Below are 24,179 nucleotides of genomic sequence, written 5' to 3'. Positions count from 1 at the left end.
ATCAGTTAACTCCCTTAAGTCTTCCGTAGAGCTTCATATACAGCCCCGGACTTATTCTGAACACCGCAACTTTAAGCTTGTGAGCCGCAGGCAGTGCCGCATAGGCTCCTCTCGTTTTAAGAGCATGTGTTATCTGCTCCTTAACCTGCGTAACGGCAAGCCCCGCAATATCCTTGTCCACCTTGCCCTGACCTGCCATTGCCAGCTTCTCTACCACCAGCATAGCAGTCATTATCTGACAGGTCGCCAGTGTCACCAGTGTATAGGGCGATATGAACTCCGCTGCCGGCAGTATCCTCTCTTCCGCCATCTTCCAGCAGGTTATCTGGTCCAGATAGCTCTCTTTGAAGGCCCTGTTCATGGCGCCTTCCGCATTATCCGTGTACACATAGTGCTCCATAGAAATACACCTGATATTTCTCTTCTTCTCCTGCGCCAGTGCAAAATCCAGCAAAAATATCAGATCCTCGCCAATAGTCAGCCCCTCAGGGAACCTCACCTTCCCCGAGTTCAGAGCCTCCAGGCTAAAGAGCTTGCCCCACACATGGGTATTGGCATTTAAGATTGAATTCTCTATATATCCGTATCCGCTTATCTTGGACGTACTTCTGTAGCTATCGGTCTCATCCACCAGGACCGTGCCCTCATCTGCGTACTTAAGGCAGTTATCCAGAAACTCATCCTTAAGCTCATCATCCGAATCAACGAACACCACGAATCTTCCTGTGGCCCGCTCAATTCCGATATTCCTTGCATGGGACACTCCGCAGTTCCCGGTATGCACCACCGTAAGCCCGTACTCCCCGGCCAGCTCATCGCAGAGCTCTCCGCTGCCATCGGTGGAGCCGTCATCCACAAGGATTATCTCCATCTCCCCGTCTTCCACATACTTTTGGTCTAAACAAGATAAGACACACCGCTTAAGTGTGCCTTTTGCCTGATAAACAGGGATTATTATGCTAAACAAAACTTCTTTTTTATCTCCCATCAGTACTCTGTCCAGTCCTCTCTCTCAACTCCTGAGACTGTGTCTAAGTGGAAGTGGCTTGCATAGAAGGTATTGATCCAGTAGTGGTAGTCCGCCTCAATATCCGATACATAGGCCATTGAGAACCTGTTATCCCACTCGGGGCGAAGCTTTGGCGCATACACGTCAACCTCGCCTGCATCAGCCATCTGCTGGAGGTATGCATCTCTTTCGTCGAACTCTCTCTTGATCCTGGCAAGATTGGCTCCGTCCTCAATATAGGTCAGCACCAGGAAAATAAGACCGCACATCACAAGTCCCGTATAGGCCGACTCCGACAGCTTCTTGATAACGCTCTCTCTGCTCTTACTAATAAGCAGTTCCATAGTCGTCACAACCGCCTGGCAAACTCCCGTCATCAGGAAGATGCTTGCTCCGTAGTAGGACCTGAGCTCTGATGAAGGCACCATGATAAGCGCATAACAGGTAGCTACAAACAGCACGCCGAACATGATGATGCTCTTACTCTTTTCCCAAAATTCCTTGACATCCTCGGATAAATAGAAAATAACCACCAGCCCCAGGATCAGCGCGATCACAAGCACCAGATAATTGTTTTTGATATTGAGTGTTATCTTAAGGAATCTTGCCGCCAGAGCCATAAGCCCCGTGTGCTCCTCCTCAAGAATGTCCAGCCTTCCGTAGTTACCCGGGGATAAAAGGAGCATTACGAATCCCGCCACAGTTCCCACGAATCCGCTGACCATAGGCGCCGTAAGGAAGGACAGGCTCTTTTTCTCATGAAAATACATATAGCCCACAAGGATCAGTTCAAAAAGGATAAGCCCGCCGGAGGTGTTCTCATTGCACCAGCCCGCCAGAACTCCCAGTACAAACATCCCTATAGTCCAGGGAATATTACTGCCCGGTTTCTTCCTGTACAGGGTCAGATATCCCATTATTATCGTTGTTGTGAACAGATAGTTGCAGGCTCCCGACTCCCAGAACACCGTGTTGCTGATGGCGGGATCGAGCAGCCAGAACATGAGGATTATCAGGGCAAAGAGCCTTTCATCGCTCTCTTTTTTGCCCGATACATTGGAATAAACAAGAAGGGCCAGTCCGGTAAAAGCTGCAGCTGCGCCCACATTAAACACTGCCTTGGCACCGGTAAAGAGAAAAACTCTCAGCATGAAATGAGCAACGCTCCTACCGGTATGATCGATGTAATGAGCATATTCCTGAGAAAACAGATCAAAGAAGTTCCCCGCTCCCGCCACCGCATCTCCGTACACTATATCGTCGGACATGTAGGGCGTCAGAAACTCATAGATCATTACCCCCATGAAGGTCACAAATATCAATATGTAAAAAAGCGTCTTTCTGACATTCTGTGTCATATTATTCCCCGTTCTTTACTAAGCAAATACTTACTTATTGCGGCTGCTGTGTAGCCTTAAGCTGCCCACGGACAAGCTGCCACATATACACTCCCAGCACCGGGAGCATGAAATTTCTTCCGATGTAAACCGAAACAAAGGTTGCCTCGATCACCGTATACACCGACATTGACACCAGCACAACCACGGTCTGCATATCCCTCTTTTTGTAGCAGACATACAGCATCATGGCTATCAGCAGGCATATAAGCACCGTCGGTATTATTCCGTACCAGTAAAAGAGTCTTACCCAGCCCATATCGAAATACTCTTCGCTGAGTCTGTCCGAAAAAAGCTTCCAGGTCTCAAGGGAACCGGCATGTCTTGCGCTTCCTCTGTACAGATCCTGAATCCTGTTATTGAGAATTACGTCCAGCTTGTTGATTCTGAGCTCTCTCTTGGTGTCCATATGAAATCTTGGAAGTTCACTGACACTTGCTGCCCACCATGAGAACACAACGCAGGCGATAGGAGTGATCAGCCCGGCCATAACATATGTTATCCACCATTTCCTTATAGGCTCTGCAAATCTCACGATCACTGCCATCAAAAGAGTAAACATTCCAATCGCAAGGCTGGTTCTTGATACAGTCACATAATACAGCACCACATTCACGGCAAAGAGCGCGATGAACTGCCACAGCCCCGCTTTTTTGCCATATATCCATATCCACAGAAGGATCAGTGCATAGGCACAGCCATACAGAGTATTGGGATGGCCAAAGCCAAATACGTACCTGAGCTCCTGCGCATTATCTCTTCCGTAGTCAGCAACCATACTGACATTACCCAGAATTCCAAACACCGCCAGCAGCACTATCACGGTAAATCCCGCCATGCATACGTAGAAGGTATATTTCATCGCCCTCTCAAGATCGATGTCGCAGGCTGCCATGGCAAAGGTCGCAAATCTCAGCAGCTCATTGCGGCCGGTGATCCTGTAGCAGATAAATGTGAACACCCACACTGCCAGAATGATCGCCCATTCCTTGAGGTTATGCTTCTTAAGCAGCACCGCAGCGAAGGTGAGCAGGAAAGTTATCCTGAATATATGACTCTCCATGGAGAAGACCAGCTCACTTTTCTCCGCTATCATCTCCACCAGCTCCACCAAAAGGGCCAGGTCAAAGAAGAATCTGGCAATCTTGGTTCTGTTAGTTTCCGTGAAATATCTCATCAAAACGTCCATAGGTTATTTCGCAACTTTTCCCCGTCTTATTGTTCTAAGTATCTTATGATATGCCTTCCTTAAGAATCTCCCCACTGTGATATCCAGCTTGTGTGTAAATCTGGAAAAAGCAGTAATAGGCGGCATTATAAGATAGCTCAGCTCATCCTTGTTCTCCCTGATATATTCAGGGTAGGACTCATCTATCTCCACCCTCTCAAATCTGGCGTCCCTTCCGAAGATGTCCTGTCCAAGGATAAGTCTGTCCATGGTCTCCGCCAGTATCTCTCTGTCATTGTATTCCTGATGGGCTGCTGCCTTGACCTTGACTCCGATTCGCTCCACCGGATTGGTCTCATGATCTCCTCCCATGTAACCGAAGTGCCAGCCTCCGTCCGCAACTCTGACGGACCTCTTGTCGCACACCGACACCAGATCGCGAAGTCTTACGATCCCCTCCTTAGGAATGTTCTGAAGGGATGTGACCTTGGTTCCAAGCCACTTCCTGTCCTCTTCCTTGATCTTAGGAAAATCGCCCGTTATCGAAAGGAGCTTGCCCGACTTCTCCTCCATATTGAGGAATGCGTAGAAGTTACGCTGCGCCAGGTGATAGACCTTGGTCGCATCGAAGTTATCGATAATCTCCTTAAGTACCTTGGGATTTGGGATCTCATCACAATCACCGAATATAATAACATCCGACTGCGTAGCTCCCGCTGCCCTAAGGCCCTTCAGCAGATAGTTCTTCTGGAAGTAGTCCCTCTCATGGGTCTTGGCGACCTTGGGAGTATCCGTCACCACCACGTACTCTATCTTGTGAAGGAACTCCCTGAAGAGGTGCTTGTTCTTCTCAAAACACAGCTCCTTATCCTCTCCGGAGAAGGTCATGGTGGACTCCTCAATGATGAACTTATCAACGTAAGGATCCAGTATCCTGAGCCTCATCTTAAGTATGTCTATTTCGTTAAAAAAAGGTATGCAATCGTAAACCATAGTTACCTGCTCTTATTCATAAATTCATTTCTTTCTCCTGATCAGACCCTTGATGGTCTGTCTGAAGCGGAAGCTCCTGCCTGAAGCAAGAAGTTCCTTCATTGGCTTATCCGCCATCATCAGCTTGTGGACAAAAACGCTCTCCTCCGGAGCCCAGTCAGGGAGCTTGCCCGCAGCATAGGTCCTGTAGAAAGGATCCTCCAAAATAGCGGCCAGGTCTCTTTTCTTGTCACCGCCGGGAATCCCGGAATATATCAGCTTGGCCACACTAATGCAGCAGGTGAGAGTCTTCCTCTCATCTATAAGCCCCAGGTAAGTATCACCGGACCATTTGGCTGCATACTCATCGAAAGCGCTCCAGGCCTTGACCTGATTCTCCAGCGCATCGCGATGATATCCCCCTGTAAGTCCGCTGTTATTCTCTCTGTAATAATACAGGATACTGTCAAGATATGCGATGGAACCTGCCTTATCCAGTATCTCTGCGGTCTGAAGCAGGTCTTCGCCGTGGTTAAAAGACTTTTCCTCGTGGGAACTGCTCTCCTCTTCCAGTATCCTTGCTGCCAGCCCCGATGAAATCGCCTTGTTCCACAGGGCATTCAGGGAATCGTTTAGCTGCATCAGCTTGTAAAAGGCCGTCTTATCGGAGTAGAGCTTGTTCTCTTCAAATTCGAAGCCAAACATCCGCTTATCCCTATTGTCATCCGTAGCTGCGTTGTACAATATGACATCCGGTCTTTTCCCTCTCTCGTTAAAAAAGAGAATGTAGCGGGTAAGCTCATCTATCAGCTTGTCAGACACCATGTCGTCCACATCTGCAAAAACAAGGTAATCGCCGCTCGCTGCTCTCATGCCCTCCCTGCGGGCTCTGTAGGCACCGATAGGACCAAAGTGAAGCGCTCTTACACACTCATATTCCTCAGCATATCTGTCGCAGATAGCGGGCGTAACATCCTCGGAGCCGTTCTCCACCAGGATGACCTCGAAGTTATCTTCCTCTTCGTCCACCTGACACAGAACAGAGCCCATCAGATCGTCTATGTATTTCTCACCGTTGTGAACGGGCACAATCACCGTAAACTTCACACTCATGTAATACCATGCTCCTCTTTCCACTTTCTGGTCTTTCTCCAGAAAAGAAGGGGTCTGATCATCCTCTTAAGGCGTTTCTTCGGGCTGTAGAATCTGGGATAGCCCTCATTTTCTCCCCACCACTTGTGGAAGATAAAGGGTTCCACGCCCTTATTCTCTGGCAGGGGATGCTCTCTTCCGAACTGAACCGCCAGCTCGAAGGGCGCCCACCTAAGGCCTTCCTCCTCCATGCGGTTCTTGGAATGACAGCAGATAAAAATATCCTCGTTGTAGAAGCCGTCATAGACCTTGACCCAGGGCAGGTCGTACTTTTTCGGAAACTCCATAAGCCTCTTGGACCTGATGGATACTGAGTTGCCGACGCGGCAGATATTGCCATTGCTGTCCCTGTAAGCATAATCATTCCGGGGAAGCGGCCAGGGAGATCCGATATAGTCGTACTCAAGGAACTCATCCCTCCAGTTCTCCGGATGTATAACGAAGCCGTCCGCATGAACTATCAGGGCAAAATCGGTATTAATATGATCCCCCAGTTCGTAGGTCATCTTGTAATTAAATTTGTCAATATTATCAAGCTTGTCCGTATGTGAATATCTGATATTCTTAGGCAAGTACCAGGGCTTCTTATGAGTTATCAGCACTGCGTCTCCAAACTCAATACCCCGCATACTGTACTTCATGGCCTTAACCGTCTCATATATATCAACACTGGTCATGGCCACCAGAGTCACATTCGGAAGTTGTATCTTCTTTTTATCCATATATTCCTATTTAAACAAATACTTATATTTCCTCATCTGCGCATATATTATATCACGCACACGCTCTATTATAGCATTATCATACGAATCTGCTCCACTTAGAATTTCATCAACATCCTTGTGGGTAAAGTTAAACTTAAGATTATTTCCATAGAGCCTTTCAGCCGCCTCAAGCTGCTCGTCAAAACTATCGCAGATCGTCTTGGATTTCACTGTATTCATAAGTTCATATACATCAATTCCAAGGGGATAATCCTGCGTTGTATCCGACAAAAGACAAGCTCCGTTATCAAAGATCGGACACTTCCTATACTCCCCTTTGCCATTTGCAAGAACCGCTATGTTGTGAGTGTGTCTGTCTTCGTTCAAAAAAAGTGCATCCACCGCGAAGTTTTTTTGCATATAAAACCCAAAATCCGTCAGCCCGGTAAGCCTCTCAACCTGGGAAACCAATAGCCCCAGCCTGTTTATGATTCCTTCTGTCCTGTATATCAATGAATTAAGGCTCTGTCCATAGTTAGTCTTAAAAAGCCGCTCCAGAGTAATAAGCTGCCATCCTTCCGATAGAAAATCATCGCTGACAGCACCATTGTACAATTGATGCTTATACTTAATCTTCTCAGGCCTATAGATTACAAACTCCTCGGATGCAAGCGAAGACTTAGCAAGAAGGTGCGATACCACATACTCTGCGAGACCTTCATATCCGGCATAATCAGCCTTGTACCACTTATCCTCTCTTCGAAACTTAAGCTGGTTTCCCTTCGATGAGCGGGTATTAAGTTCCAATTTATCCTCATCCAAAAGCTCTATCATGGCATTCACCTCTCCAGCTTGATCCAGAAATCGTCTTCAGCCATACGTCCCTGTGTCTTCTCTATAATGAGTATGGGATCATAAAAGGGTATATTAAGAGCCTCAAGCATAATCTTCATCTTGTCTCTGGTTCTTGGAAAACATCTGGATTCAATGAACTCCTCATAATCTTCAAAACTTGGAGACTCATTTACTCCAAAAGCCCTGAACATCAGATTCTTGGCATAGTTCCTGATGCGCACATACTGCCTTACTTCATCAACATCAATAATTGTGCACAGAGTATCCTTGTAGTAATAATACATGCGAAGAGGCGTCTTCTTCTCGGGAAGTTCCAGCTCGTTTGGAAGCTCCGGGTGAAGCATGATCATCTGCTGTAAAAGAGTTACCGGCCCCGTTATTTCCTTATCTCCCATTTCCCACCTCTCTACCGTAGGTTTGGAAACACCGATGAATTCAGCGAATTCCTTCTGTGTCATGGAGAGCCTGGCTCGCATATCTTTGATGGCTGCGGGAGTTATTGATTTAGGTGTAATATATCTTTTCTGCATAGAAATTATCTCCTAAACAAATTAAACCATCAAAATAATGGTTTGTAAAGGCAATTTTACCATTATTTTGATGGTTTTAGGATTTGCACAGATAATTTACATACGTAATTCAGGTGTAATTGTCAGCCGGCATAAGTCTTAATAATCCCTGTTCTTCTCTGAAGGCTACGCCAGATCTTTTTCCCATAGAACACACCGTAGATAAGCTTCCTTCTGATATGCTGGAAGAAAGTTCTCACCTTGCCCGGGCGTACATTTCGTCTTGCATACAGCGCCGAACGCTTCTTGTACTCCTCAAGCTCCTTCCTGCACTCCTCTGCTGAGAAGAGTCTGCCTTTTTTGTCCTGGTAAGTCAGGAAGGTATATATATTCTGCTCCGAAGACCAGAAACCGTCCGAAATATTGTGTCTTGCCCAGTACTTGGGAGCAATGGCATATTTAAGCTCCGTGCTGGACATAACAGGCATCAGTGAAAAAGAGGAATTGGACAAGATAAGATATCTTGCGTTCTTGATGGTCACATAATCCTTGCCCATGTCGAAGTGATGACATTCATACTCCGGAAGAACCTTTTTGGCTGCCTCCTCATCCTCGGTGATGATCAAGAATCTCATATTGGGATTGATCTTCTTCATGTTCCCTATGGCATTCAGCCAATAGCGCCTGTCAAGAAACAGCTCCGGACAGCTCGTATACTCGCCGCCGCGCATATTGATAATGCAGAGGTCATCTGCTGTGTACTCGTAGGATTCTGCCTCTTCCCTTACATGGAGCCATTCACGGATCTTGTCCCTGTACTTCTCAAAATAGGACTGATCCTGCATATTGCCGTATACAATGGTGTTATCCTCAACTCCCATGAGCTGTGGATCTGCGCCGCTGATGTAACAGCCATTGGTCATATCATGAACTGAGTTACCCATAAACAGCCTGTCATCCTGCTCATGATATATCTTGAACTTCTCCATATCCTCCCTGGGAATCTCAGTGCCCATGTCGATATCCATGAAGTACATTCCCTTGTTGGAATGGAAAACATTGCCTATCTGCTCGGGATTCACAAATCCAAAGGGCACGCCCTTTTCCTCAGCGATACATCTGGTCACTATATAGAAAAAGAGTTGGTTCCCAAGCCCATATCCTTTAATTAATTCGGTTCCTATCATATTTGCACCAATAAATCTAATACTGATCGGTTGATCTTTTATTGTATAATCGTTCTGCCCTCTAATGAAGTCTCAAATACCTTCTCATCCTTAACTTCATAGATGATATCGCAGTCTGCGATGGTATTAAGTCTGTGGGCAATGATAACCATTGTCTTCTTGCCGTGGAAGCCGTTGATCGCCTCCATAACTGCTGCCTCTGTCTCGTTATCAAGAGCAGATGTAGCCTCGTCGAATACAAGAATCTCAGGATTGTGATACAGAGCTCTTGCGATACCGATACGCTGTCTCTGTCCACCGGAGAGCCTTACACCTCTGTCACCGATTGTTGTATCAAGGCCTTCAGGCAGTGTCCTGATAAAGTCAGCAAGCTGTGCCTCTTCGCATACTTCCCAGATTCTCTTATCATCAATCTCCTTAGCATCAATACCAAAGGCAATATTGTCCCTGATCGACTCATCCACCAGATAAATAGACTGAGGAATGTATCCGATCTGTGCAAGCCATGACTCATAGTTACTGAAAATATTGCTGCCGTCGCACAGGATCTCGCCGCTCTTAACATGCAACAGTCCAAGGAGAATATCTACTACAGTGGACTTACCTGCGCCGGAAGGACCCATGATACCAACGGATTTGCCCTTAGGCACCACCATATTGGCATCGGTAAAAATGTTCGTATCCGCATCGGGATATGCAAAAGTAATATTCTTAAGCTCGATCTTATCCTTAAGATGAAGCTCAGGTCCTGCAATCGCAGCTCGCTCAGCTCTCATAGCCTTGTCAGTCTTCATAGACTCAGTCAGATTCTCATATACGAAATCAAGACTGTACTGCTCATAGGCAATCTCTGTAATATAGGTATTTATACGGTTTGCGGAAGGCATGATACGAACCGCCGCAACACCAAAAGCTGTCAGCTGAGGGATAAGAAGAGTAACATCTCCGCCCCTGAGAATATAAACCAGAATAAACATAAGCACAGTGACCATAAACACGGTCTCGATCATAAGCCTTGGAACAGAATTAAGAACCGCATAGTCCCTGGCAATATTTGCTCCTGTCTTACCTGATTCATAGTAGTTCCTGATAAAGAAATCCTGCCTGTTAAGTACCTTAACATCCTTAAGACCATAGATAGCCTGAATTCTCCACTTAGCTATCCTTGACTGAGTCTCCTGATTCTTTCTTCCGATGTTATTGAGCCTTGGCTTAAGTATCTTGGTACTGATAAAGGTCATTACCAGAAGTACAAACACCATAAGCACCGTCATCTGCCAGTTAACAAACAGCAGCACGATTCCCAGACAGGTCGACACCACCAGCTCTGTGGATAAGGACAGCATAGCAAGAACCAGTGAAAAGACTCTCGGGATATCCGAATCCGTTATTCTGAACACAGTGGGAATATCTGCTCCAAGATAGTCCTCGTATGGCCTGTTCAGGAACTCTCTCATTACCCTGCTGATCATGTCATTACGTGCTCTTGCAACAAACGTATTCTGCCTGTGAATAAGGAAAAGAAGATATGCATTCTTAACCACAAACATAACCATCAGCAGAACCAGCAGCGCTATTGCAATCTTCACATCATCATACAGCCCGAAGAAATTCACAACCCACTGCAATTTCTCACTCTTATCAATTGCCTTATGCAGCGACTCCGGGTCAATTATAGTCGACACCACCGGCAGCATCATCGATACACTAAGCGTCTCAAATACACCGCCGATCAGAATCAGAATTCCCAGTATAACAAGCTGCCCCTTCTGCTTCTTGTCGAATATATAGTTAATCTTAGAAAAAAGGCTGACCTCGCCAGCCTTCTTATTATTCTCACTGCTCATATTATTCCTCTACTGTATGAATGATGTTCGGTTTGATGAGCTTTATAAATGTGCACAGCACAGCACACCGCCACTCCACAGCCCGGACTTCATTTCCCCGGGTTAGATCGCCATTTTGGTCATTCTGTCGGTATAGATGTCATCCATATCGCGGTTGTTGATCCATTTATTGGGTACGATCACCATCTTCTCCGGGCTATCATTCAGCCACGCCGACCACCAGCTAAAGGACGAATTCGCGCATATATGATGCTTGCATGAACTCATCAGCAGCATCTCCGCAATATCCGTATTCTCCTTCTCTGCCAGCTCAACCACGAAGAAATTCGGTCCCCTGAAGTGGCTTCTGCACCACTCCTTGTCATCAGTAAAGATGAAGAACACCGCACTTGGATACTGACTCCTTATCCTGTCAATCGCACCCTTGTAATACTTCTCCGTGCACAGATTGTGGATATGGTTGTGCTCCTCATCGATGTAATCGGTTCTTCTGATATGGAGACTCACTGACTGGCAGCACTCAATCTGCTGAAGCGTAGCCCAGCTGGCTGAATCCGTCATGATCTCCTGGGGTCTCTTCTGGAATTCCTGGCGAAGCTGCGCGATAACATCCTCGTTCCTGAAATACTTATCGCTCTGCCAATAGCCCACAAGATAGGCCTCGTCAAGCTCAAGGATATCGGGATTAAAGGTTCCTGATTCCTCATCTATTCTGCAGGTCTTCCTGCCTGTCAATTTCCTTCTGATACGACTGAAGATATCCATCTTGGAATCAGTGAGTTTAACCACTTCCTCCCTGGTCGCTCTGTCGTATTCAATTCCGAATCTCTGAAGTACCGGGGTTCTCAGCTCGTCGTCAACAAATCCCGTAACGTCATCGATCTTAACTTCTTTACCCCTGCTGCGCAGTTCCTTGTAAAGAGCGTACTGGAACATCTGATTCCCCAGACCGCCCTTAAGCTGAATGATAATCATAAGTACATGGCCCCTCAACCGAAAAAACTCAATATATTCCTAATCATTATAACCTACAATAGCCTATTACTCAACGTTTCCGATATACTCGTTCTCATACCACTGCTGGAACATGAGAATGTACCAGATCTCAATCCTGTAGATGCCCTTCTGTGTGAAGTCCTCCCACATGCGCTTAACCACCGCAGGATCCAGGATTCCCTGAGCCTTTAACTTGTTCTCCTCGATAAGATTCTCTGCCCACTCCCTAAGGCCCTTGTCCTTAAGCCAGGTGTCTATGGGAATTGCGAAGCCCTTCTTTGGTCTCTCCATCATTTCCCTGGGCACATATTTGTACAGAACGTCCCTAAGAACCAATTTGCCCGTCTGTCCGTCGCTTAGATAGTCAATTGGAAGCCTCCAGGCAAATTCCACCAGATCTCTGTCCAGCATAGGAACTCTTGTCTCAAGAGACACCGCCATGGCTGTCCTGTCCACCTTCACCAGAATATCATCGGGATGGTACACCAGCATATCCATCAGCATGCACTGATGATTAACCTCATCCATCGGTATCTTCTCAAGCTCTGTGTACTTATATGGTAAAACAGTCTGTGACAGCGCTATCTTCTTGGTCAGAGGATCCGTCTCATGCTCCAGCCTGTGAATATCGCCGGGCCCCTTGGCTCCAAGGAGCGTACCCTTAATCCTGTAGATGTCCTTTTTGGCGAGAGGGCTGTGAAGCACCAGCGCACTGGCGGGCTTTCTGATAAAATACGGAATATTCTTCATCTTGCCCCATATTCTTGATACGGAGTTATAAGAGGTATATCCGCAAAAAAGCTCATCTCCCGCATCACCGGAGAGGGACACCGTAACATGATCCCTTGTCATCTTACTTACAAGGAAAGTCGGTATCTGTGATGAATCCGCAAAAGGCTCACCAAACATAGAAGCAAGCTTGGGGACAACGGCCTTGGCATCATTCTCTGTGATATACAGCTCTGTGTGATCTGTTCCAAGGTGCGCCGCGATCTCTTTGGCATAGACCGCCTCATTGTACTCCTTCTGCTCCATACCGATGGTGAAGGTGCGAACCTTGCCCGGCGCAAGATCCTGCATAAGAGATACGATAGTGCTGGAATCTATGCCCGCTGACAGGAAAGCTCCGACAGGAACATCAGCCACCATCTGATCCTTGATGGAGGCCTTAAGGAGTCTCTCCAGCTCATCCGCAGCTTCTTTCCTGCTGCCTGTGAAGGGATTCTCCTGACCTTTTCTGGCTGCCTCATACATGGACCAGTAGGGATAAGTCTTATACTCAAGTGTATTTACATCAAGTTCCAGAATACATCCGGCTTCCAGCTTGTTAATACCCTCGTAAACAGAATAGGGCGCAGGAATATAGCCTTCTGTAAAATAAATATCCAGAACACCTGTGTTTATCTTGTTATCAAAACCCTCAACAACTCGAAGGCATCCAATGTCGGAAGCAAATCCGAAGGCACCTGCCACCTTGCCATAGTACAGGGGCTTTTCTCCAACTCTGTCCCTTGCAAGGGTAATGGTATTTTTCTCCTTGTCGTAGACAGCAAGTGCGAACATGCCCTTACTCATGGTCAGGGCTTCCTTGATGCCGTAGGCTTCTATAGCTTCTATCAGAACCTCTGTGTCCGAAGTGGACCTGAAGGTGCTAACCTTGCCCTCTCTTACGAGCCTGTCCTTGATCTCTTTGTTGTTATAGATCTCGCCGTTGTAGACCATTACAGTCTTTCCGGAAGCCGATACGAAGGGCTGAGCTCCGTTCTTGGACAGATCCACAATGGACAGTCTCCTGTGTCCCAGCGCCACATTTCCGTCGTCGCTTACGAATATTCCGCCATCGTCGGGGCCTCTGTGGAGCATGCGCTCGTTCATTCTGTGAATGTTCTCTCCGGCATCACCCTTGTATTTAATAAGTCCTGCTATTCCGCACATATTAGCCTCTTCTCCCCCTAGTTTGCAAGGAGCTTGTTGTAATCGTAGTTTTCAAACAGCTCTTTTTCATCCTCCAGATACTGCTTGTAGTTATCTTTGGTTATTCTATCATATGTGGCCTCTCCTGAAACCTCTGCCTGTGTCATTTTGTCCATCAAAAGGTCATTGATCTCAGCGCAGTAATGGGCCGGATCCCTGTAATTATCAAGGTTTCCGGTGATGTCGGTATAAAAAGAGAAGCTGTAAATATGGATGTTGTCGCATTCCAGCATCTGCTCTATGGCAGCTTTTTTGCCCTCCAGCATAGCTGCGAGAGCCCCTTCGCTTCTGATACTTCCCCAGTAAGCCATGGAATAGGGCGGGAAGAAATAAATGAAAGTGGTCTCCGGATGGTTCCTTGCAAGGGCTACCACGTTCTGTTCGATATTACCCTGAAGAGTGGCCATAGCTCTCGGATTGACCTCCTCCTGCTGGGGCGCATCAAAACCGGTAATACCCATCAGCACATATTCTCTGCCATACACGTTGTCATTGTCTGTATAGCTGTATTCATCAAAATCGGTATATCCCGCCGCATCGCCTTTTACCATATGTCCCAGAACAGGCAGCGTATAATTGATGACAACGTCCCTGTTCAGCAGATACTTCACATCGTTGAAGGGGTTGCGGTCCGTGAGATAATCCGGATAATCACCCATATCCTCTCGAAGTACATCCTTATCTCTGAATAAAAGAGAATAATCAAGGGGCCTTAATACGTATCTGACGCTGTGGCCGGATTCAAAAGCTACCTTCAGATTATCGTTAATCTCCTTGTAGGTTGCACCTGAGTAGCACACCTTGACAGACCTGGTATTCATGGCATCATCAAACCGTGAAGTCTTGAAATTCTCAGCCATAGAGGTTCCCGTAACAATGCTGTCATAATAGAAATGCCTTGTAATGCCGTCGTTCTGAGATCTCTGGTCATAGAGCCTGTAATATAGATCCGGATTGGGAGCCCTGTAATGGAAAAAGGGGTCCACAACGAAGACGGTACCCGCCAGCACCGCCAACACTGCAATAATCAATATGAGGCTTGATAAAAAGAATTTTTTGCCTGTCATCACAATCCTCAAAACAATCAGAAATTAGAATACAAAAACGTGGAGACTCTGCTAAGTGACACCACGCAGATAACGAATATCACGCTTGTTACGATGACATTCGATATATTTTTCCTGTACCTGCACTCTCCCGTATTTGGGAAAAACAGTACCATCACCAGGGATGCTGCCATCACAGCTACAGTACAGAATCCAAGGGTGAACATATCCGAAGGATCCGCTCCGACAGCTGCGAACAGATACCTTATCTTTGGTATTCTGAAGCTCTCAAGAAGCTCTGTCCTGATATCGTAGTTATATACCGTAAGTCTCTTCATCAGCTGAATGAACTGGGTAATGCTATCTGACCTGAACAGGAGCCATGCCACATTTACGATAATGAAGGTCACAAGCCAGGATACAGCCTTGATAATGCCGGTAAATACAGGAGCCGCCGGCAGCTTTTTTGCCCCCGACACTATACTCTCATACAGTCCCTTCCCTGCTCTGTTGATGCACTGGAAGAATCCGTGAATTACGCCCCAGAGGATGAAAGTCCAGTTGGCGCCGTGCCAGATACCGCTTATCAGGAACACGGTCATGATGTTGAGATAGGTCCTTGCGGTTCCCTTTCTGTTGCCGCCAAGGGGAATGTAGATATATCTGGTCAGGAAGTTTGTAAGTGACATGTGCCACCGCTTCCAGAAATCCGTGATGGACAGTGCCTTGTAGGGCGAACCAAAGTTCATCGGCAACTCAATATTGAACATAGATGAAACACCGATCGCCATATCGCTGTAGCCCGAGAAGTCAAAGTATATCTGGAAAGTATAAGCCAGCATCACAATAAGGATCTCCGGCGGTGTCAGCGCACCCTCACCCACAGCGATGATCCCTGCCTGGGTAAAGCCGTAGTCCACAGCCCCTGCGAACATATCTGCGATAAGCACCTTCTTGGCAAGGCCCCTTGTGAACATCATAAGTCCCCTGGAGAGGTTATCGTAATTTACTCTGTAATTCTTGCTGTCATTAAACTGCGGAATAATCTGGGAATGCAGCACTATAGGGCCCTGCACCAGCTGTGGGAAAAAGGACACAAACAGCGCATAGTCCACAAAATCATCCCCACTTGTATTTCCTTTGTATACATCCACGAGAAAGGCGATCTGCTGGAAGGTAAAGAAACTGATACCAATGGGCAGGAACACATTTCGCATATTGAAATCCGTTCCGAAGGCTGCATTGATATTGGTTATAAAGAAATTCTTGTATTTAAAATAAAAGATCATGCCTACGTTAAAGAGAATCCCCATCGTAAGCACGGTTTTTCTTGTCTTGCCGCCGCTGTCCTTAATCCCTTTTGCGAAGCAGTAGTTGGCTACTATGCTAAGGCTGATGGCGATAAGGTACAACACGTTAAAATAGTCGTAGAACCACAGCGACATCACAAGCAGATATATCTTAGCCGGCTTTTCCATGCCCAGCCTGTGAAGTCCGAAGTACCCAATAAGCGTAAGGGGCAGAAAAAACAATATGAAAATATATGAATTAAACTGCATAAAAACTTACCCTTTCAGGATACCTTGAAAATATTCTTCCCATTTCCTGTAGGATGCCTCGGGAGAGTATTTCTCCTGTACCTTGGTGGCATTAATACCGATCTTTTCCGCAAAGTCCTTGTCACCCAGGATCCTGAGCATTGCTGCCTTGAGAGCAGCCTTGTCATCCACAGGGATGAGAATGCCGTTCTCGCCATCCTTAATAAGGTCCCTAGGTCCGCCGCAGGGGCAGTCCGTGGAAATGCAGGGAAGACCCAGTGCCATGGCTTCAATAAGGGCGTTGGGACTTCCTTCCTGTCTGGAAGCAAGGACAAAGAGGTCAGCCTTCTCGATATGTTCTGCCACGTTGCTGACCATTCCTACGAATACTACATTTTTGTCTATTCCGAGGGCTATGGCCTTGCGCTGGAGCTTCAGCCTGTCGGGGCCATCGCCGTAGATCTTGAACACCAGGTTCTTGTAGCCTTCCTTAACTACCTCTGCAAAGACCTCCATAACCATGGCGTGATTCTTGTTCTCATCAAGTCTTCCCACCATTACGATGCTGCCCTCTCTGTCGCCCACATAGCGCTTACGAAGAAATGCCGGATTGATGGCATTGGGAAGGATAGTACATTTTTTTCTGATATGCGGAGGAAAAAACTTCTTGGCATCCTCGGTCTGAACCACCACACCTGCTGCCTTGCCGAAGGTAGCCAGCATTCCGCTCTTAAGAGTCATGGTGTCGTACTCCATGTGGGGGTCAGCTCTCACCGATACCACCACCTTGATATCCTCTCTGGTGGCGGTGGACAGTGCCATGATATTGTTTTTGCCGATAAAGCTAAGGACCAGATCCGGCTTAAGCTCTTTCCAGATCGCAGTGAGCTTGTCGCTCCTTTTCTTGAGGTTCTTGACTCTCCCCTCCTGTTCGCTTCTTAGCAGTGCGGAAAAATATCTCCTGATTCCGCCGGGCTCATTCCCCTCAGGATCCACCCAGGCAGGACCTTCCTCCGTATCGGCTACAAGGACTGCGCCGTCGTGCCCTGCAGGAACTACCTTCCAGGCTGCGTGCTTAACCTCATATTCCTCCGGTGCCAGATAGGTCGTAACCAGTGACACCTTATAGCCTTGTTCAAAAAAGTAATCCGCAAGATTAACCATGACGCGCTCTGCGCCGCCCTTCTGAAGGGATCCGATGTACATGGCGATATGAGGTTTGTCCTTTTTAACGGGGTTAGTCAATGTATTCTCCTTAGCCTGTAATTTTAATATGATCAGATATTATAAAAACTGTACCACTGCTGGAAAATGAAGAAGGACCAGGCAATCTTGCTAAAGTTAGCTCCTGTTGCGGGGCCGCCGTCTCCTTTTACCACGTAGTCATTTATAAATTTCGAAACATAATCGCTGTCGAATATTCCCTGTTTCTTAAGAAAAGAAGTGCTGCTGAAGTCAAGGAGCTGCTCCTTAAGAGGACCCCTGAGCCACTCGTCCATGGGAACTCCAAAGCCGGTCTTGGGTCTCTCCAGGAGCTCTCTTGGAATATAGTCGTAGGCGATATCCTTGAGGATGTGCTTCTTGTCGCCCTTGCAGTACTTGAACTTGTGAGGGATCCTGAAGGAATACTCCATAACCTCAGTATCCATGATAGGGCATCTGGACTCCAGTGAGTACTTCATGGAAGCTCTGTCCATCTTCACCAGAATGTCCTCGGGAAGGTAAGTATCCATATCAAGGAGCATACGCCTTACCTGGAAATTGTTAACTCCGTAGCTACTCTCAAAGGGGTACAGAATAGGAGTTATATCCCTTGTATCCACGAAGGCTGCTGCCGCTTCTATATAGCTGCCGGACACCAGCTGGGTCTTGGTCTGTTTATCTCTGTTATTTGCCACAACCCTTACTCTGAAGGGCATCTTATCAAGGAGCTTGCCGCCGCCCACAGGAATCTGACCCACGCCGTAGGCAATGGCTCCGGGAATCTCCAGCATCTGAGCCTGAGCCACGTTGTCATATATGTTGTAGCCGCAGAAGAACTCATCTCCGCCGTCTCCTGACAGGGCTACCGTCACATCGTTTTTGGCCAGCTTACTTACCAGCATGGACGGGATCTGGGAATTGTCCGCAAAGGGCTCGTCGTAGTACTGGGGAATGCTGCTGACAAGCTCAAACATCTCCTTCTCGGAAATGTACAGCTCCGTATGATCACAGCCAAGGTGCCGTGCCACTTCCTTGGCATATTCCGCCTCGTTGTATCTCGGAACGTCAAAGCCTATGCAGAAAGTCTTAACAGGCTGATTCGAATGCTCCTGAGCGATAGCTGTAACCAGTGAGGAATCATAACCTCCTGACAAAAAAGTTCCCAGAGGAACGTCCGCTATCATTCTGTCCGCAACAGACTTCTTAAGTCTCTCCTTTAGGCCCTCTTTAGCCTCCTCATAGCTTCTTACAGGCTCCCGGGACTTCTCTGCGTATACCTTTTTGATATCCCAGTATTTCCACTTCTTGATCTCTCCGTTATGGAACTTCAGAACTCCGCCGGCTTCAAGCTTGTACACATCCTTGAAGACCGTGTCCGGAGCGATGATATACTGCTGGAACAAAAACCTTGGAATCAGCTCGCGCCTGATCTCCCCCTTGAATCCGGGGCACTTCATAATGGGCTTAAGCTCTGAGGCAAAAACGATGTTCTCTCCGTCAAGCCAGTAGAAAAGAGGCTTCTTGCCTATGCGGTCACGGACAAGATATACGTCCTGAGTATCCCTGTCATAGATCGCCATGGCGAACATTCCGCTGATGTGGTCCACCATGTCGATGCCCCATTTAAGATAGGCTGCAAGGATGACCTCTGTGTCGCAGGTTGATTTAAAAGGATAATCGGAGAGCTCTTTTTTCAGCTCCAAAAAGTTGTAGATCTCTCCGTTATAGGTGATTGTGAGCCTTCCGTCCGCCGAATGCATGGGCTGGTGACCCAAAGGTGACAGATCAAGGATTGAGAGACGCCTCTGGGCAAAGCCGATACTGTAGCCGTCCTTTCCCTCGTAGATCTCAACGCCGCTGTCATTGGGGCCACGATGATACATGGTATCGTTCATGATCCGTAGCTCTTCTTCAGTTATTCTGTTTCTGGAAATATATCCGCAAATTCCGCACATGTAGCTGCTCGTTTCCTATCGTTGGTTTCTGTTGCTGTTATCTATTGCTGATTTCTACTATTGTTATCTATCGTTGCTTTTGGTATCAGTGTGATCTTACTTCTTTGTGGCATTATCATAGACCGACTCAAGATACTCTTTCCACTGATAAAAGATGGCATCCTCGCCGGCTACCTGTTCAATTTTTCTTGCCTCTTCTCCAAAGCGACTTGCCAGCTCCTTGTCCTCAATGAGCCTTAAGATGCGGTCTGTAAGAGCCTCTTCATCTCCCACAGGAATAAGGAATCCGTTCTCCCCATCCCTTATAACCGCTCTGGGGCCGCCGCAGGGACAATCCGTTGATACCACCGGCATTCCCATGGCCATGGCTTCAAGGAGCGAATTGGGCATTCCCTCGTAGTCTGAGGAATAGGCATATACCTCACCCTTTGGAATCTCTTTTTCAAGCTCGCTGCAGGGTCCCATGAGATGGATGTAGTCCTGAGCGCTATTCTCCACAATCAGCTGTTCCAGGATTTCCTTGGTTCCGTCCTGGGAATCAGGTCCGAAGATCTTGAGCTGATAATCCGGGTGCTTCTCATGAACCTTGAGAAATGCTCTGACCAGCATAGGCTGGTTCTTGAAGTCCACAAGTCTTGCATGGTGCATCACGCATTTTTCCTTGTTTTCAGGATGTGTGACACCAAAATACTTAGGATTTATCGGATTAATTATAACTCTTGAATTGTCCTGCAGGTAGGGTTTAAAGAAATCCCTCTGCTCCTTTGTCTGGAACACGCAGCCCGCAGCCTTTGGAAAGAGCCATTTGATCTGGATCTTATCTGAAAAGGCATCGTAGTAGCCGATGGGGTTGATCCTCACGGACAGTACTACCGGAATATCACTGTTTCCGGCCGCCATGAGAGCTCTGTAATTGGCTCTGTGGGCGAAGGCTACCAGGATGTCGGGATTGTACTTCCTGGTGAATTCTTTAAGATATTTAACTCTTAATAGGAACTTGGTTACCCTGCCCTTTTTCTCATCCTCGGGGCGAAGTCCCACGTGAACTCTGGTGACCTCGGGAACAAGTTCAAATTCGTTTTCGTCTGTCCATTCGGTGGCCACATAGACCTTGTAGCCCTCCTTGGCGAAGCGGTTGGCAAGATTGGACACAACACGCTCGGCGCCGCCCTGGCACAGACAGTTTAAATGAAATGCTATGCTCTTCATATGTTCTTCCTGTTATTCGTAGTGTGACAGCACTGAGTGTATGGCATCTCTGTATTTTTCAGGCGTGTAAAAAAGTGCTCTCTCATAGGCCTTGTCTGAATAGCTCTTGAATAGAGCCTCATCATCAAGGAGCCTTATTATCGCCCCTGCAAGGACCTTCTCTTCATCGGTGATGACCTCAGGATCCATGTTAACTTCAGGGCTCATATCGGGAACAAGGATTCCGTAGGCACCTTCAATAACCTTGTCGGTACTGCTGCCGTCGGGTTTCCTCTTTATCAGCTCTTCATACTCGCTGTCTGACAATAGGATCTCCCTGGGACCTGTCTTACAATCGGCGCTGACAAGGGGCTTTCTGAGTGCCATTCCCTCAAGGACCGAATTGGGAAATCCCTCGTGGTTGGAACTGCAGACATATATGTCCGAAGCTGCCACATAGGGAAATACATTTTTCTTAACACCGGGAAAAGCGGTCTTGTCCGCAATTCCAAGCTTCTCTGCCATTTCCTTGTAGCCTGACCAGTCGCCGGCTCCGTATACGGCAAGGCGAACCTCGGGGTGACGCTGCTGAACCAGATAAAAGGCTTTGACGAGATGCCAGATGCCTTTGATGTAGTCGTTTCTTCCTGTGCAGGAGATGACTTTGACATTGCCCTCTGCTCTCCCTGCAGCGAAGGGTATGTCGTTTGCAGGCTCTGCCGCATGTTTCTCTATGTCCTCAATATCCAGCGGATTGTAGATATAGGTGCTCTTATCATAGTTATAATCAGCAAGGAGCTGTCTTACGATCTCTTTGGAACAGGACAGAACCTGATCTGATTTTCTGCAGAAAAGGCGAAGCTGCCTTGGGTTCTCCATGTCGGTCTGACAACGAAGTCCGGTCAGTACCTTGCCCGGGCCGCCCGACAGTACATTTACGTAGTTGGCGCTGGAGCCAAAGCTGTAGGCGATATCGCAGCCTAGGTCTCTTTTAAGCTTCTTAACCTTTTTTACCCTCTTAAATACGTTAAGTACCTTGTTGACGATGCCCTTCCTGGCGGGCACATCTATGTCAATTACATCCAGTCCCGTCACATCGTAGTTGATGTCCTTGGAGCTGAAGATCACGATATGTACATTGTAAAAATCCTGCATGAGACGGGCCGTTTTGACACATACCCTCTCAAAGCCGCCCTGGTGCAGCATTGGCACCATAAGGAGCAGGTTCTTTTTGGCTTTATCCATTAGATCTTCCTCTTGTGTAAATATGGACTCTTATCAAAAATGTCCGTGTTCATAGAAATATTCCAGTTCTCTTGCCTGGAGCTTGACGTCAAATCCGGCATTTCTGAGCTTGTTAATGATGTACTTGGAGGACTGGCTCCTGTCACCGATGGAATACTCGATGCTTCTGTGCATTCTGTTTCCGGGAACCTTCTCCCTTATTGCCATCTGGGCAAATTCCTGACGCTCTTCCTCTGTCATGGTATTGAGGGTATCAAAGCCCGTATCCTTGTCAAGAAGGTCCATATCGGGAGTATCGTCGGTTTCAAAAATGCTCTCTCTTCTCTCTCCTGTTATAGCTGTAAGGGTCTGATTGAGCTTGATCTCCTCCATAAGGGGCTGTGAGCCGTAGTCCTCGTGGAGCATAAGGTCATCAATGATCTTTCTTGCCCAGTCCCTTGCCTCTGAGTTAATGCTCATCATGGACACCAGCTCTGTTGCGTTAACTTCCGGTGTTACAGAGTCTGACACCAGGCACTGAAGTCCTGCTGCCTGCGCCTCAACAACGCTTCCGGGAAGCCCCTCATATCTTGAAGGGAAGCAGAAATAGTCCATAGCCTGATAATAATCGCTGGCATTACTCTTATTTCCCGCAAAAATGCATCTGTCGGCGATGTGGAGCTTGTCAGCAAGCTTCTTCATATCCTCCATGAGTGGGCCCTTGCCCAGCATAAGGAGTCTTATGCGCATGCCATGGAGTATGGTGTATTGGTTAAGGTCGTCGTTATCAAGAAGACGACATACGTTGGCAAATACTGTTAATAAGAATTCGTGGTTCTTGGCATATCTAAAGCTCCCCACATGTCCTATTACAAGGGCATTGGAGACTCCAAGTTCCTTACGAAGTACATTTCTCTTTTCCTCGTCGTAAGCGAAATGCCCAAGATCGATTGCGTTGGGAATGATGCGGACACTGCCGATATCCATGAGATTCTTGCCAAATACCGAGTAGCCGGCCTCCCTGGAACAAGCAAAGTTCCAATCTGTGGAACCTTCCTTCTGAAGAGGCGAGCGGAAGAACTTGGTGGCAAGGCCCTTGACGCCTGCGTCTACACCGGCGCTTCTGGCATGGGCTATTGTGATGGGAACACCTGCCTTCTTGGCAATGGGAAGGTAGATGGCTGCGGTGCTGGTCATATGGCCCTGGACAACCTTCCACTCTCCTTCGTGTTCCTTGAAAAATTGCTTGATGGCGGCTTTGTATTCATTGATATTTGTGCCGACAAATTTAGGGAGACAGAAAATTCTCCCTCCGAGTTTTTTAACGCTATTATCAAAATAGTCCGGCTCCCTGACTGCCATCAGTTCATCAGAAGTCGGACTCTTTTTTCCAGTCTTTTCGGGGCTATAATGCACCAGGAAATCGAACTGAATCTTATCCCTGTTCATATTCCTGTACAGATCCATAATGCGGCACTCTGCGCCGCCAACCCCAAGTCCCCCAAGGACATGCAGTATTCTTATCTGCCCATAACCGTATTCCATAATTCCTCACTATTTTCCTCCCCGGTAGCGTATTGATTACCCGGGAGTGTATTAGTTGCCCGGACGGTTTGCACCGTAGCCGGGATTTGAAATGCACATTTTCTGCTCACAAAGCTGAACACTTCGCTCAGCCCAAAGCGTGTATCCCTGCGTGCATAAGGCACTTGGGATACTGGTCTGATCTCCGTAGCTTTGAAATCGCATAAAATATGCATTCCAAATCCCGGCTACGGTGCAAACCTGTGCATTTAATCCGATTCTTTGTTGTTTATGCAAGCTGAAGCCTTAATCACGCCTACACTTTTTGGTTACATATAAATATAGTTCGTCAATCTGGCCGCAATCTTTTGTCAGAGTCAAATCTCGTTTCGTCAACCTGGCCGCAATCTTTTGATAGAGTCAAATCTCGTTTCGTCAATCTGGCCGCAATCTTTTGATAGAGTCAAATCTCGTTTCGTCAACCTGGCCGCAATCTTTTTCAGCCTGCTCAAAGATCTGGAGCCGGAGGTAATGTATGCAGCCACCATGCTTGCATGGCTTGTCCTTGATGTTCAGAAAACAGCATGTTACACTGAGTTGCCCGATGGAGAATGATTGCAGCTGCTCATGAGTCTTTCGCCATCGGTAGATGTATGGCTACATGCTGGTTTATGAATGTCAAGGATGGCGTCCGGCATTCGTAGCAATAACCATGTCAGCCATCACCCTTT

Annotated in this window: 19 protein-coding genes; all 19 read right to left on the bottom strand. The window is 47.3% G+C overall.

Annotated features, from left to right (window positions below; genetic code table 11):
- Position 1: 1 nt before the first annotated feature.
- Complete coding sequence (locus NXH67_RS05610) at positions 2-988, bottom strand: glycosyltransferase family 2 protein (protein ID WP_272796718.1); 987 nt, start codon at positions 986-988, stop codon at positions 2-4.
- Positions 988-2,367 carry a DUF3329 domain-containing protein gene (locus NXH67_RS05605; protein WP_272796717.1) on the bottom strand — a complete coding sequence of 460 codons (1,380 nt, stop codon included), beginning with the start codon at positions 2,365-2,367 and terminating at the stop codon, positions 988-990. The genes NXH67_RS05610 and NXH67_RS05605 overlap by 1 nt, the downstream gene beginning before the upstream one ends.
- A gap of 34 nt (positions 2,368-2,401) precedes the next feature.
- A complete protein-coding gene (locus NXH67_RS05600; RefSeq protein ID WP_272796716.1) occupies positions 2,402-3,595 on the bottom strand; it encodes a hypothetical protein in 1,194 nt (397 codons plus the stop codon).
- A gap of 3 nt (positions 3,596-3,598) precedes the next feature.
- On the bottom strand, positions 3,599-4,567 hold the full coding sequence (locus NXH67_RS05595) for a glycosyl transferase GT17 family protein (protein ID WP_272796715.1): 969 nt from the start codon (positions 4,565-4,567) through the stop codon (positions 3,599-3,601).
- A gap of 24 nt (positions 4,568-4,591) precedes the next feature.
- Entirely contained in the window at positions 4,592-5,659 is a 1,068-nt protein-coding gene (locus NXH67_RS05590; RefSeq protein ID WP_272796714.1) for a glycosyltransferase family 2 protein, read from the bottom strand.
- Complete coding sequence (locus NXH67_RS05585; RefSeq protein ID WP_022779606.1) at positions 5,656-6,420, bottom strand: DUF5672 family protein; 765 nt, start codon at positions 6,418-6,420, stop codon at positions 5,656-5,658. Before NXH67_RS05585 ends, NXH67_RS05590 begins: the two co-directional genes overlap by 4 nt.
- Positions 6,421-6,426: 6 nt before the next feature.
- Complete coding sequence (locus tag NXH67_RS05580; protein ID WP_272796713.1) at positions 6,427-7,236, bottom strand: hypothetical protein; 810 nt, start codon at positions 7,234-7,236, stop codon at positions 6,427-6,429.
- Between the two features lie 5 nt (positions 7,237-7,241).
- Positions 7,242-7,787, bottom strand: a complete 546-nt coding sequence (locus NXH67_RS05575; RefSeq protein WP_272796712.1) for a helix-turn-helix domain-containing protein — start codon at positions 7,785-7,787, stop codon at positions 7,242-7,244.
- Between the two features lie 122 nt (positions 7,788-7,909).
- Complete coding sequence (locus tag NXH67_RS05570) at positions 7,910-8,893, bottom strand: glycosyl transferase (RefSeq protein WP_272796711.1); 984 nt, start codon at positions 8,891-8,893, stop codon at positions 7,910-7,912.
- Between the two features lie 98 nt (positions 8,894-8,991).
- Positions 8,992-10,800, bottom strand: coding sequence for an ABC transporter ATP-binding protein (locus NXH67_RS05565; protein WP_272796710.1), 1,809 nt, complete (start codon positions 10,798-10,800; stop codon positions 8,992-8,994).
- 102 nt (positions 10,801-10,902) lie between these two features.
- A complete protein-coding gene (locus NXH67_RS05560) occupies positions 10,903-11,775 on the bottom strand; it encodes an alpha-1,2-fucosyltransferase (RefSeq protein WP_272796709.1) in 873 nt (290 codons plus the stop codon).
- A gap of 66 nt (positions 11,776-11,841) precedes the next feature.
- A complete protein-coding gene (gene asnB / locus NXH67_RS05555; protein WP_272796708.1) occupies positions 11,842-13,731 on the bottom strand; it encodes an asparagine synthase (glutamine-hydrolyzing) in 1,890 nt (629 codons plus the stop codon).
- Positions 13,732-13,748: 17 nt separating this feature from the next.
- Positions 13,749-14,837 (bottom strand): hypothetical protein, encoded by a 1,089-nt coding sequence (locus NXH67_RS05550; RefSeq protein ID WP_272796707.1) that lies wholly within the window; start codon positions 14,835-14,837, stop codon positions 13,749-13,751.
- 17 nt (positions 14,838-14,854) lie between these two features.
- Positions 14,855-16,375: an MBOAT family O-acyltransferase gene (locus tag NXH67_RS05545; RefSeq protein ID WP_272796706.1), complete on the bottom strand. Its 1,521-nt coding sequence runs from the start codon at positions 16,373-16,375 to the stop codon at positions 14,855-14,857.
- Positions 16,376-16,381: 6 nt separating this feature from the next.
- Positions 16,382-17,599 (bottom strand): glycosyltransferase, encoded by a 1,218-nt coding sequence (locus tag NXH67_RS05540; RefSeq protein ID WP_272796705.1) that lies wholly within the window; start codon positions 17,597-17,599, stop codon positions 16,382-16,384.
- A 32-nt stretch (positions 17,600-17,631) separates the two neighbouring features.
- On the bottom strand, positions 17,632-19,512 hold the full coding sequence (gene asnB, locus NXH67_RS05535) for an asparagine synthase (glutamine-hydrolyzing) (protein ID WP_272796704.1): 1,881 nt from the start codon (positions 19,510-19,512) through the stop codon (positions 17,632-17,634).
- Between the two features lie 96 nt (positions 19,513-19,608).
- Entirely contained in the window at positions 19,609-20,721 is a 1,113-nt protein-coding gene (locus NXH67_RS05530; protein WP_272796703.1) for a glycosyltransferase, read from the bottom strand.
- Between the two features lie 12 nt (positions 20,722-20,733).
- Positions 20,734-21,945: a glycosyltransferase gene (locus tag NXH67_RS05525; protein ID WP_022778583.1), complete on the bottom strand. Its 1,212-nt coding sequence runs from the start codon at positions 21,943-21,945 to the stop codon at positions 20,734-20,736.
- A gap of 33 nt (positions 21,946-21,978) precedes the next feature.
- Positions 21,979-23,469: a glycosyltransferase gene (locus NXH67_RS05520; RefSeq protein WP_022778584.1), complete on the bottom strand. Its 1,491-nt coding sequence runs from the start codon at positions 23,467-23,469 to the stop codon at positions 21,979-21,981.
- Positions 23,470-24,179 lie beyond the last annotated feature (710 nt).

It is taken from the genome of Butyrivibrio sp. DSM 10294 (genome assembly GCF_028539135.1).
Taxonomy (GTDB): domain Bacteria; phylum Bacillota; class Clostridia; order Lachnospirales; family Lachnospiraceae; genus Butyrivibrio.
The sequence above is the reverse complement of the archived record's forward strand: the minus strand, read 5'-3'. Positions and strand labels throughout refer to the sequence as shown.

What these genes read in the sequence shown, in the direction of transcription:
- NXH67_RS05610 (WP_272796718.1), bottom strand. Translation starts at nt 988, where the DNA reads ATGGGAGATAAAAAAGAAGTTTTGTTTAGCATAATAATCCCTGTTTAT.
- NXH67_RS05605 (WP_272796717.1), bottom strand. Translation starts at nt 2,367, where the DNA reads ATGACACAGAATGTCAGAAAGACGCTTTTTTACATATTGATATTTGTG.
- NXH67_RS05600 (WP_272796716.1), bottom strand. Translation starts at nt 3,595, where the DNA reads ATGGACGTTTTGATGAGATATTTCACGGAAACTAACAGAACCAAGATT.
- NXH67_RS05595 (WP_272796715.1), bottom strand. Translation starts at nt 4,567, where the DNA reads ATGGTTTACGATTGCATACCTTTTTTTAACGAAATAGACATACTTAAG.
- NXH67_RS05590 (WP_272796714.1), bottom strand. Translation starts at nt 5,659, where the DNA reads ATGAGTGTGAAGTTTACGGTGATTGTGCCCGTTCACAACGGTGAGAAA.
- NXH67_RS05585 (WP_022779606.1), bottom strand. Translation starts at nt 6,420, where the DNA reads ATGGATAAAAAGAAGATACAACTTCCGAATGTGACTCTGGTGGCCATG.
- NXH67_RS05580 (WP_272796713.1), bottom strand. Translation starts at nt 7,236, where the DNA reads ATGATAGAGCTTTTGGATGAGGATAAATTGGAACTTAATACCCGCTCA.
- NXH67_RS05575 (WP_272796712.1), bottom strand. Translation starts at nt 7,787, where the DNA reads ATGCAGAAAAGATATATTACACCTAAATCAATAACTCCCGCAGCCATC.
- NXH67_RS05565 (WP_272796710.1), bottom strand. Translation starts at nt 10,800, where the DNA reads ATGAGCAGTGAGAATAATAAGAAGGCTGGCGAGGTCAGCCTTTTTTCT.
- NXH67_RS05560 (WP_272796709.1), bottom strand. Translation starts at nt 11,775, where the DNA reads ATGATTATCATTCAGCTTAAGGGCGGTCTGGGGAATCAGATGTTCCAG.
- asnB (WP_272796708.1), bottom strand. Translation starts at nt 13,731, where the DNA reads ATGTGCGGAATAGCAGGACTTATTAAATACAAGGGTGATGCCGGAGAG.
- NXH67_RS05550 (WP_272796707.1), bottom strand. Translation starts at nt 14,837, where the DNA reads ATGACAGGCAAAAAATTCTTTTTATCAAGCCTCATATTGATTATTGCA.
- NXH67_RS05545 (WP_272796706.1), bottom strand. Translation starts at nt 16,375, where the DNA reads ATGCAGTTTAATTCATATATTTTCATATTGTTTTTTCTGCCCCTTACG.
- asnB (WP_272796704.1), bottom strand. Translation starts at nt 19,512, where the DNA reads ATGTGCGGAATTTGCGGATATATTTCCAGAAACAGAATAACTGAAGAA.
- NXH67_RS05530 (WP_272796703.1), bottom strand. Translation starts at nt 20,721, where the DNA reads ATGAAGAGCATAGCATTTCATTTAAACTGTCTGTGCCAGGGCGGCGCC.
- NXH67_RS05525 (WP_022778583.1), bottom strand. Translation starts at nt 21,945, where the DNA reads ATGGATAAAGCCAAAAAGAACCTGCTCCTTATGGTGCCAATGCTGCAC.
- NXH67_RS05520 (WP_022778584.1), bottom strand. Translation starts at nt 23,469, where the DNA reads ATGGAATACGGTTATGGGCAGATAAGAATACTGCATGTCCTTGGGGGA.